At 36.4% G+C, this 12,039-nt stretch carries 7 protein-coding genes; 1 reads left to right on the top strand and 6 read right to left on the bottom strand.

What is annotated here, in order from left to right; genetic code table 11:
- Positions 1–3 precede the first annotated feature (3 nt).
- A complete protein-coding gene (locus tag ISU00_RS05405; protein WP_228853027.1) occupies positions 4–2,889 on the bottom strand; it encodes a sugar-binding domain-containing protein in 2,886 nt (961 codons plus the stop codon).
- Positions 2,890–2,894: 5 nt separating this feature from the next.
- A complete protein-coding gene (locus ISU00_RS05400) occupies positions 2,895–4,304 on the bottom strand; it encodes a sugar porter family MFS transporter (RefSeq protein ID WP_228853026.1) in 1,410 nt (469 codons plus the stop codon).
- A gap of 281 nt (positions 4,305–4,585) precedes the next feature.
- Here ISU00_RS05400 and ISU00_RS05395 point away from each other — a divergent pair, with 281 nt between their 5' ends.
- Positions 4,586–5,464 (top strand): AraC family transcriptional regulator, encoded by an 879-nt coding sequence (locus ISU00_RS05395; RefSeq protein ID WP_228853025.1) that lies wholly within the window; start codon positions 4,586–4,588, stop codon positions 5,462–5,464.
- A 78-nt stretch (positions 5,465–5,542) separates the two neighbouring features.
- Here the strand turns inward: ISU00_RS05395 and ISU00_RS05390 are convergent, their stop codons facing one another.
- Genes ISU00_RS05390 through ISU00_RS05375 form a run of 4 tightly spaced genes read right to left on the bottom strand, consistent with a single transcriptional unit; the run spans position 5,543 to position 12,035 of the window.
- On the bottom strand, positions 5,543–6,754 hold the full coding sequence (locus tag ISU00_RS05390; RefSeq protein WP_228853024.1) for an alpha/beta hydrolase fold domain-containing protein: 1,212 nt from the start codon (positions 6,752–6,754) through the stop codon (positions 5,543–5,545).
- Between the two features lies 1 nt (position 6,755).
- Positions 6,756–8,027, bottom strand: coding sequence for a serine hydrolase domain-containing protein (locus tag ISU00_RS05385; protein ID WP_228853023.1), 1,272 nt, complete (start codon positions 8,025–8,027; stop codon positions 6,756–6,758).
- Between the two features lie 2 nt (positions 8,028–8,029).
- Positions 8,030–9,622 carry a glycoside hydrolase family 53 protein gene (locus ISU00_RS05380; protein ID WP_228853022.1) on the bottom strand — a complete coding sequence of 531 codons (1,593 nt, stop codon included), beginning with the start codon at positions 9,620–9,622 and terminating at the stop codon, positions 8,030–8,032.
- 7 nt (positions 9,623–9,629) lie between these two features.
- Positions 9,630–12,035, bottom strand: coding sequence for a beta-galactosidase (locus ISU00_RS05375; RefSeq protein WP_228853021.1), 2,406 nt, complete (start codon positions 12,033–12,035; stop codon positions 9,630–9,632).
- Positions 12,036–12,039: the final 4 nt, after the last annotated feature.

Raw genomic sequence — 12,039 nt, 5'->3', positions numbered from 1 at the left:
TATTTAGTATCCTAACAAGCCCTTAATATCATCAGATTCCAAGGTAATTTCAGGGTTGAATTCATTACTGTTCATATATTTTTTTAAACTGTATAAGAGTTGCCTTGCCTCAATTCTATTTTCAAGATTAGAATGCAGGTCAACACCTGAAAACAATAGGTTCCCCTTTCCTATCTTTACTTCAAAAATCAAAGCCAACCTTCGATTTTCAGTCCAGTCGTCTACAACCCGGACAATTGGTTTTAATTTTGGATCAAAATCATCCAGTACAATTGCATTGCTATGAGACATTGCATCCCACCATTGCCAATCGGAATGATACTCCGTTGGAAAATCCCCTAATGCCTTGTGTTTTGGGTTACACAAAATACCTAAGGTGTGTGGTTTTTGACCGCTTGTCCAAGATGTATTCCAAAATATGCTGGAAAACCCAATTCCTATATCACCCCCCTTTTTGGGTGAAATATCACCTTTTGTTATGTTCAATAAGACCTTACCTCCGTTTTTGAGGTAATCTATAGTAGTGTCATCGAACCTATCTGTCACCAGAACGTTCTTCTCGTTTTCAACTGGTTTTTTACTGAAAGGATATACCCATATGTCCCAATCGTTTCTGTTATCTCCAACATTCACAACTAATGTCAATTTTTGAGGTTTTAACAGCTCGTTGAGTTTGACGGAAACCTCTCCTAGCTTTATTCCATTTCCAATAGGAATGTCTATTTCATTAAAGTCTCCGTTGTCAAAAACATTTCCTTCCGCATCTATAAGTTCCCATTTAGGAATTAAACCCTCAATCGGATTTTTACCATAATGAGCTATTTCTATAGTTGCTTTGAAGATTTCATTATTTAAAAAGGTGCGTTTCTCCATTCGGGCCAATGGCACGGTCTGGCCACTAAAAGATCTAAATTCTTCTGGGGTTATATACCCCTTTTCATCCCAAAAAGCATCCAGGACTCCCACTAGTGCTGTACCCTGTCCAGGAAAATCATGTAAGTCTAGCAACTGAAATCCAGCAAAATCTTTTGTGCGGAGGGCAGCTTCAATATCTGCCTTGTAACAAAGCGCCTGTAATTTTCCCGAAGCCAGAAGTAAACTATCGGCTAAATCACCCATCTGGTTTTCTTCAAGGCTTTCTTTGAAAATCTCAAAATTTTTCGGTTTCAAAACACCGGTATATTTATCCATTTCCTTAAAATTCGGGTATACACACCACTGCCCAATTTCATGACTTACAAATGGAATGGGAACAGTATCATTTACTTGGGAAAAGTCAAACATTGTTTGTGGAGGTTCTCTATTGATAATGCTATTGAGTTCTTCTCCCCATCCCTGTATACGAACACCATTAGCGCTGTTGTAATAATCAAGATTTTTGAAATATGGCCATCCTGCACCACCAGTATACAATCTTCGATTGTCAAAGTTTTTAAAGTGTTCCACGAAACCAGAGAGGAAGTTAATTTGGTTTTTGCCACCAGGTTCATTTCCATATGCCATCATTACGAACGATGGGTGGTTGCCATAGGCCGAAAGGATAGCCTCTACTTCCTTGTAAATCCATTCATCAATCGGTTTTCCGTCGCCGATAGAAGAACCTTGGTTTGCCCAGCTTGATGCCTCTACCTGCAGATAAAACCCAACTTCGTCGGCTGCATCAAACGCAGCTTTTGGTGGACACCAAGAATGAAAACGCATATGGTTAAGTCCATGCGCCTTACAAATGTTAAAAATTCTTTTCCATGAATCTATATCAGTAGGGGGATATCCGGTTTTAGGGAAGATGGAACATTCAAGAGTACCTCTTAAAAAAATAGGTCGACCGTTAATGTTAAATTGCTTTCCATTAACCTTAAAATCTCTCATTCCGAAACGAACCTGTTTGGTTTGGATTCCAAGCTCGGATTTCAGTTCAAAATCCATGGTGTACAAATTAGGGTCAAATTCATCCCAAAGCAGTGCTGTATTTCCCATTGAGTAGTCAAACTGAAAATTTGCGGAGGTATCAATTTTAATCTCTTTCACAACCGAATTTATTTCGGAATTATCTGGACCTATTGCCTTAACAGTCAAAAACGTGTTTTGTTTATTACCGGAGGCATTAGAGAGCCTACCTTTTACGACAACCTTTTTTTCAGACACAATAGGATACAATTGAATATTTTCTAAGGTCAGAAAGGGAGTTTTATACATGCTAATATTACCAACTATCCCATTCCAGTTACTTTGTGTATGGTCTGAAATACTATGGGAATTTGGTCCTGGGTCTATATCTAAAACTCGGTTATCTACCCTAATTGTAATTTGGTTTTTGCCTGGCTTAACATAATTCGTTAGGTTGAAGTTATGAGGCGTAGCCAAACTGTTCTGCATACCCACCTTAACATCGCCAACCCATACCTCAGTCTGCCAATGGGCTCTTTCTAGAGTTAGCATTATTTTATGTCCTTTCCAATCTTGAGGAATTAAAACTTCTTTTTGATACCAGGCAGGCCCCAAATAGTGCTTAAGTGGTTGTAACCAAAAAGGCACCTTTATGTTGTCGGGCTGGCGATATCGGGCAAATTTCTTACTCGTGTAATAGGTGCTGTCGAAAATTGAGCCAGTCCATTGGCTGTTAACGGACACTTCCTTACCCTTTCCATTTTCCACCATAGACCCAGGAAGCCTTATTTCATCAGATAAAGTTTTGGTAAACCAATGGTCCTGTTTCCCTTGGTCCAAGGAATCAATTTGAAAATGCCAGTTTCCGGATAAATCCAATACATCATTGGATTTCTTTTCACATGAACCTGTTACAATCATAATTAGGAACAACAAAACAACATTAGCAACGTTTTTTAGGCTCCAATCAGAATGAACAGTATAAAATTTTTGTCTTTTCATGTGAACTAGGCTTTATTAGAAAATTCTTGTTCAATTTCCTCAAGACTTTTTCCCTTGGTTTCAGGCAATTTTCGTTTTATAAACAGAAATCCCATTATACAAATCCCACAATAGACCCAAAATGTTCCATAAGCACCCAACAAGTCATTAAGTAGGGGGAACGTAAACGTGAGTATAAAGGAGGCCACCCAAAGCGAGAACGTCGCAATAGACATGGCAATTCCCCTTAAACGATTAGGGAAAATTTCTGAAAGAACCACCCAAGTAATAGGGGCAAGAGACATGGCGTAAATGGCAATTGCTACAATTACTAAAATAAGAACCGGAAGCCCGTTAAATTCAAAATAATAAGCTCCGCCTAACAAGGCATAAACAACTGCCAAACCTATTGATCCAAAAAGCATCAGTTTTCGTCGACCCCAGCTGTCCACAGTGCGCATTGCGACTAATGTAAAAATGAGGTTTACACTCCCCGTGATGATAATGTTGAACAACATATCTCCTACACTATAACCAGCTGCGGTAAAGATTTCTTCAGCATAATTAAAAATGATATTTATGCCGCACCATTGCTGAAAAAATGCCAATACAATGCCTATGATTAGAATTGGCAGCACTTTTGAACTGCCTAATTCTGAAAATTCTATTTTTTTAGCACTACTTTCAATAAGCGTCAATTTCATACTTTTTAATTCCATCGCCGCATAATCCTTTCCTCCTATTGAACCAAGCACTTTTAGGGCTGCATTATCCTGGTTTATTTTAGCAAGAAAACGAGGGCTTTTTGGGACAAAAAACATTAGGACGAAGAAGAGTATAGCGGGTATTAATTCAGCCCAAAACATCCAACGCCATCCAGTCTGACCATTCCATGAAGCCAATATTTCGGCAGGGGTCATTCCTTCTGGAATGGTTTCAGCGATAAAATAGTTCGCTGATTGAGCCGCAAGAATACCAATTACTATGGTCAATTGGTTTATAGCAACAAACTGTCCACGATATTTTGTGGGAGCAATTTCCGCAATATACATTGGAGAAAGCGTGGATGCCAATCCTATGCCTAACCCCCCTATTAATCTGTAAATTATAAAGGGCGTAAAGCTATCGGCATAACCGGTTCCGAACGCTGAAAAAATAAAGAGAAAAGCGGATAGAATAAGTGGGATCTTTCTTCCATAACGATCAGCCACAACTCCAGAAAGAACTGCTCCTAAAATACATCCGACCAGAGCACTGCTCATTGCCCATCCTTGTAGGGCAGGCATATTATTGATTTCAAAATAAAGCTCATAAAAAGGTTTTGCACCTCCAATTACCACCCAATCGTACCCAAACAGAAAACCTCCCATGGCAGAAACTAAAGCCAAGAAAATCAGAAAGGGAAAATTAAACTTAGTTGTCAACTTTGAATTCATTGAATTAGGTTAAAATAATTTTAAAATTCAAAAAAATTAATTCCGTAATGGGTGTAGTTATTTGCATCAAATTTTTTCTCTTTTAGTTATGTACAATCCTATCAATGTTACAATTAACAACAAGGGCCTTGAAAATCATTTTTTTCTTAAACACTTTGACATTGTTTAATGTATTGCTATTATTATTCTGTAAAGTGGAGTATGTTGAAATTTTGTCCATAAATTTAAATCCAAAATATAACTAACAGTTAACTGTTGCAATAGACAAAATCAAGATAAACATGGACGATTTGACTATCAAGGAGGGTTTTATGGGGCAACGAATGATTGTTTTGCCAAATCAAGTTAGAAAAAAGCTCAATGAGAACCCCATTACTAAAAAATTCTTTGTCACAGATTTAGGCTATTATCCCAATGCGAATCACCATTTCAGGGAGCGAATTAAGGGTTCAAAGGAATATATCTTTATTTATTGTGTTGAAGGGGAGGGATGGTTATCCTACAATAAAAAAAAGATTAAAATAAAGCCTAATGCATATTTTATTATACCAAAAAATACGCGCCATGCTTACGGTGCAGAAAACAATAATCCATGGAGCATTTATTGGATGCATTTCGATGGAACCTCGGTAAATGAATTATTTCAAAGACATATATTAAATGATACAATAACTGATACTGTGCCATACGATAACACGGTCATTAAGTTATTTGAGCAAATATTTGAAATTTTTAATGGTGGTTATGCTGAATACGAATTGGAGTTTGCTAATATTTTAAGTCAGAGTTTTATAAGTTCCTTTATTTATCATGATATAAATAAACATACCAATACAGCGAACAGTAAAGATTTGGTTAATTCAATTAAAACCTTTTTGAATGAAAATTTGGATAAAACATTCAAAACCGAAGAATTGGCAAATGAATTTAACTACTCCCCGTCTTATTTATTTAGTGTTTTCAAAAAAAGCACAGGCTATTCTTTGCATCACTTTTTCAATCTAAAAAAAATACAGAAGGCTTGCGAATACATGAATTATACCGATTATAGCATAAAAGAAATTAGTTTTTTGTTGGGGTTTCAAGACCAGTTTTATTTTTCAAGAGTTTTCAAAAAATATATGGGGATCTCACCAAAGGAATATCGTAAAAATATTTAACCAATGGGCTGATAATTAGGTTGTATTTGAAGAATTCCATGCAGGTTTAATTAATAAAATTTTATAATTACCACCTGCCTAATCTACGTCAAGTCCCATAACTTTTATTAAAAATTCTTTTATCTGGTACAACGTTGATATTTCGTATTTACCACCAGGCATATAAAACTCCCAGTGTGGCTGACCATCATATATTCTAATTTCAGATTGTCCACCAACAGAAATAACCGCCTGATTAAATTTTTCGCTTTGTATATGGCTAATAGTTATGTCTTTATTTCCATGTATTAGCATGGTTGTTGGAGGATTGGGTCTTATGTGAGATATAGCGGAGTTCGCAGTTGTAGATGGAATTTGTTGGCCAAAATCATTTCCAGGACCAAATTGCCCAATATTGTTATTTTCAAAATCATAAATACCATTAATACCAATATAGTATTTAATGTCTGGATCCTCTTGCGCAATAAGGGCGGACAATGGTGCTCCTGCGGATTCTCCGCTCAAACCCATACGAGATGTGTCAAGATTGTATTTCTTTGCATTCGTTTTTATAAATTGGATAGCATCTTCAACGTCTTGTTTTGCCTTTGTGAAATTTCCATTTGAACCTTTACACCGATAGGCTACCCCCACAACGGTAACTCCCAATTTATTGGTTAGATAAGTTGAAGCATGACCGGTTGGAAGGGCTGCAAATGATTGCGTAGCGGTACCGCCAGTCCATCCGCCTCCATGAACAAAAATTAATACAGGAATTTTATTCGCATTCTTTGGTAAACTAATGATAAGGGGAATCACATTACCATCTTCTATTTTTAATGTGTCAATTGTAATAGTATCTATTCCAAATTCATTTCCATTATCCGTAATGAAGCTTATAATATCCTTACCATTTTTGAAATGGTTTCCCTCTAAACTTCTGAATTTTTCAGTTAATGTGATTGAAATTAACATACCACCAACAAAATCTTTTGATGGTCTAAACGTAATAATTTTGGCGTCTTGGGAAACAATCCAAATCCCTCTTAAAATTTGAAAATTCCCACCAATAGGTTGTCTTGATGAACCGCCTGAAGTAACTATAATTTCATTTAAAGAGCTCTTATCTACAGGCTGATTAAAAGTTATTGATAGGGGTTTAGAGTAATCGGCGGAAACTCCTGAATGTGAGCAATTGACAATCTTGAATTCACCCTCATTCTGTTTGTCTTTTGATTGCTGAGCAACTGATTGAGTATTGACAAAAAACGAAATAACCAAAAAACACGTAAATAATTTTGGGCCAAACATGTTAGTTAATGCTGGAGTAGATTATATTTTCAATTTTAGTAAACAATTCCCAATGACTATTGGGTGTGTGTTGCGTCATTATTAAACAAACAAGATTTTCTTTTGGATCAACCCAATATGTAGTGCCCAAATAACCTCCCCAACTATAGGAATCTTTATTTCTAGCGTTTTTGGATGCAGATATTGAACTTGTTAATGCAAATCCGAGTCCGAAATTATCAACACCATTATAGCTGTATTCGAGTTGATTATTGGTCATTAATTCTACCGACCTGGGAGATAGAATTCGATGGTCATTGTAAATTCCTCCATTTAGTAACATCTGCAAAAAAATAGCATAATCCATTGCTGTAGAACTAAGACCTGCACCTCCCGAAAAATAGCTCTTAGGTATTAGGGGGTAATCCGGATCTATATTATTAAACCCCTTTCTCCATTTAATTATATTTTGAAGTGAATCTTCAGTATAAACCGTAGTTAACCTACTTGCTTTGGATTGAGGCAAATTATAGTATGTATCCTTCATCCCGAGCGGATTAAATATATGTTGCCTGAAAAATTCATCTAATGTTTTCCCGCTAATTACTTCTATTAGACACCCAAGCAAATCGGTATTTAGGCCGTATCTAAATTTTTCACCGGGTTGAAACAGTAAGGGAAGTTTACCCAATGCTTTCATCTTCTGCAATAAACTTGCATTGAAGTTTCCAAGACCCGAGGGAATTTTGGCTTTTCCATAAATTGCATTAGCTATTGGCGAACCAATCCCTGCATAATCAATTCCTGAACTATGTGTAAGGAGATCTCTGAAAGTGACATTCCTTTTTGCTGGTATGGTTGTGTAGGTTGAATCAGCCTCATTAAATTGATCTAGCACTTGCTGATTTTTAAATTCTGGTATGAAATTACCGATTGGCTCGTCCAAATATATCTTTCCCTGCTCATAAAGTATCATAATGCCAACGCTTGTAATGGCCTTTGTTTGGCTCATGATCCTAAATATGGCATCCTTAGGCATTGGTTTGCTACTGTCCTTATCAAGAAAACCATAACCTTTCCAATATACAAGTTGATTATCCTTCACAACGAGAGTAACAACTCCATTGGAGTACTCTTTACCTATGTAATTATTGACAATAGTATCAATCCGACTCAAATGATCATAGTTTACATCAGGCAGCGGTTCCAAATTTATATTAATTACTTGCGCAGAAAGGACAAATGAGTTAAGCACCAAAATAGAAAGAAAAAGAATCTTAACTGTTTGCTTCATTATCAATTATTGTATTTAAAAGCTTTAAAAGCCGGCAAAACATTGCCTTGAAAATCAAATAACGTGGTATTTGAAACAACATTAGGAGCATCTAATTCCCATCCTACTCCATGGACTTCGATCATTACAGGATCCCAATATACATCTCCAATTACTCGACCATTGTCCACATTTTTTAAACCATTAAAACATTCATACAAAAAGTTTTTCTGCCCCTCACGGGAGCTTGGATAAATATTTTCATATGGTCCATTATCGGATAATTGGCCTGCCCAACCGGAAGGTAGGGTTGGATTCCAATTGTAACCTGTCTCCATTATCAAAATATCTTTACCTAAACTAAAGGATTGATAATTTGCCCACTCTTTAATTTGTTCAACAGTTCTATCAGTCCAAAAAGGATAATAGGAAGCTCCTATAATGTCAAATTTTCCACCAGCTGCAGACAACTCACCAAAAAACCAATCATATTTATCACGATTACCAGCATCATCCAAATGAATGATAACCTTAGTATTAGTAGATACTTCTTTAACGGCATTATACCCTTCATTAAAAAGATCTGCCATTTTATTAAAATTTTCATAACCCCCATCTGGAAATAAAAATCCACCTGCCGTTTCATTGCCTAAGGACACAAATTCTGGAGATGTTCCTTGATTTTTCATCTGAGTCATAAAATCAAGAGTAAAGTTGTAAACAGCAGTTTTTAAATCATCATAACTTAAACCTTCCCACTCATGAGGCTTGTTCTGAGTACCACCATTAGTCCAGTAATCACTGTAATGAAAGGTTAAAAGAATTTGCATCCCTGCAACCTTTGCTCGAGCTGCAAGTGACAAAATATCTTCTGGATTTTGAAAACCGGCTGGCAACCTATTTGAGGGTGTAAAATTTGGATTGCCAGGATCATTATATAAGCGAAGTCTTGCTAAATTAACCCCATTATTTTTGAGAATTTCAAAGCAATCTTTTTGCTGTCCATTTTCATAAAACAATCCTCCTTTACTTTCAATATAACTTAATTCAGAGAGGTCACCGCCTTTTAAAAAGTTATATTCAATACCATCCTTAACCAATTCCCAATTGTCTACAGCACACCAATTATTAGGTAAAGCTTCGGAATAAAGCCCTATTGTTAAAGCCCCTTCTGTAACCTCAATCCCTCTTATTATAACCTGTGTCCAATCATTTTGCGAAACAGGTAAGCTGGTCATCCTCTCGATACCTCCATAGTTCTTAGCATTAATATAACATGCATTTTGACCACCACTATTTTTAACCCAAACGGTTAACTTGTAGATACCATTGGGCAAATTCGGAATTTCCTGATATGAGTATACTTTATATAAAGACGAACTTTTATGTAGCAAGGACTTATTACTAAAATAACCAGAGTTTTGAACCAACTCAGAACTATCGTCATATTCAGTTTGCCAAGAGGAAAAGTTATCTACAGAACCCAAGGCCTCGAAACTGCTGTTTTTTATAAGTCCAGTATCTGGTTCAGGTTCTGGCTGCACAGAGCCATTATCATCTGCTCCGCAAGAAAACAGGAACAGAGTTGTAACAACTAGGTATTGAAGCCTATTCATTTCAATTTTAATTAAAGCTTAGGATTGCTTTATATTCATTAACAGCCTTAATACTTTTTATTTCCAAATACTTACCATTTTCAAACTTGGGAACATTTTCAAAAAATATTAGACATTCCTGGTTGTCATACAGAGGATGAAAAATAAGCACCATTTCCTTATTTTTTAATTTTGGGATAAATGATTTCATCCCAATTTCCCATTTTTTTTCATGATAGAAATGATCTGTTGCCAAAAGTCCATCAATGAAGGCCATACCTCTATCGCCAATATAGTCTACCTGTAAAAAGACGTCATTCAACCCGTTGAGTCCCCCTTTTACTTTAACCGAATACTTTCTTTCTGTTGCCTTTTCAATTTCTAGCAGAGGCTCGGGAACTTTGAATGTAATATTATAGCTGTCCATTCCTGGAAATTCGGCTTTTAATTTTTGTACCGTGGCATTGCTTACTTTGGGGGCATTAACATTAGAAGGGTAAATATTTAGATCGACAACCGCCTCTCGAGTAACTAAGTTTATTAAATCGGATTCATTTGTTAATGTGCCGGATGAGAATATCAATTGTTCCCCAATTTTGTTTGAATTCAAGGCCATTTCGTATGGAATAACCAAAAATTGATCGTTTCCACTTTGAAATGAAAACACCTTATTGGAATCCCCTTTAATGACAGTTAAACCTTTACTTGAAGTTTTTCGTGCCCCTTTAAGATCAGCAATTTTAGAATCTCCATGAAGGACGAATTCTGGAATAATTCCTTCAATTGAGTAAAATACATAATGATTTTTATTACCACCATTTAAAATGGTGAGGGGTTGTACTGTGGCAGACTTTATCTGGGTCTTTCCAAGTTTAAGATTAAAAGGAAAAATAGCACTTGTTGCTTTTTTCAAATCAAATGTTCCATTGCTAGGGAATCTAACTTCTGAACTTGCTGTCTTTACATTGATACTAGTATCTTCTATATCAGAATATGCCAAATGGTCCTGGAAGTTAACCATAAATAGAAATCCACTGTCCTCAAATGATCGCACTGCATATCGCAATATATCTGTTTTTTCTGGTGATGTTTGTTTATTTGTCTCTGGGAGGACCGTTTTCATAGGCGCAAGTCTATCACCATAAGCATCCAAAAACATATGCAAGGTTTTAAGGCTTTTATAGTGATGACGAGTTTGCCCATATTGCCCAATTGGCGCTTGAAAATCATAATTAACTTTTGGGATGCCATTTACTTCTTCATTGTAGAACTTGCCATCAAAAACTGGAGTAGAACCACCGTGATACATATAATAACCAATACCATTAGAACCACTTCCGATGATCCTTACCATTAGCGGTAAAACACTAACAGGGTCTACTACTGGTCTTCTTCCATATATCACCTGAATACCGGGGCCAATTTCGGCCGGAATTGAAGGATAGAGTTCAGCCTCATAACTAATAGGTGAATAATCAGGATTTTTGTGAATATCCTTGAATAAATAAAAGGATGAAGGTGAAGGGTCGGACCAAAATGGATAAACATATCCAGCCGTAACGGGGATACTTCCCTTTTCTACAATAGCTGCATTTCCCCATCCAGTAGCGGTATAAATAGGAACATCCATACCATGTTTAATAGCCAATTCTTTGAGAATTGCCATGTGTTTTTTGCCCTCCTCGGCTTGTGGATTTATACCGTCTGTATCAGAAATCTGTTCGTGGGTTACACCTTCATTAATTTCTGCAACTGTATATTCCTTGCGAGCACCAGGGTACGTAATTTCCCAAGGCGCTGCAGAGTGCTGAAATTCGTTTTCAACTTGCACCCCAATAATTGGTCCTCCATCCTTGAATAACAGACCCCTACATTGATTGCCTATTTGATCATATAGTCGGTCCACATAGGCTATATATTGGCTATTATTAGATCTAATTTCAAATGTTCTACCATACATCCAGTCAGGTACTCCACCATTTCGCATTTCTCCATGGCAGAAAGGACCCAATCTTACAATTAAGAATATATCATTCTTTGCACATAGTTCTGCAAAATGTCTAAGATTCAAATCACCAGACCAATCAAATTCCCCTTCATTCCGTTCATGGATATTCCAAAACACATAAGTGGCAATTACATTAATGCCTCCTGCTTTCATTTTTTTGATTGATTCATCCCAGTACTCTGAAGGGTACCTTGAATAATGGAATTCCCCGAGGACAGGAATAAATGGTTTTTTATCCAGAGTTAGGTAATAACTATTTACCTCAATTTCCTTTCCTGATGGATTGGAACCCCCAAGATCTAAATGGCCTTTGGTAATCTTCTTTTCGGGAACATTAATATTAATTGAATATTCATTTTGCGAAAAAGTTATCCCAAATATAAGCTGCCCTAAAACCAGGGTTATTAATGCCTTTTGTTTAATCATTATT

It is taken from the genome of Aegicerativicinus sediminis (assembly GCF_015476115.1).
Lineage (GTDB): Bacteria > Bacteroidota > Bacteroidia > Flavobacteriales > Flavobacteriaceae > Aegicerativicinus > Aegicerativicinus sediminis.
This window is presented reverse-complemented; position numbering and strand designations above follow the sequence as displayed.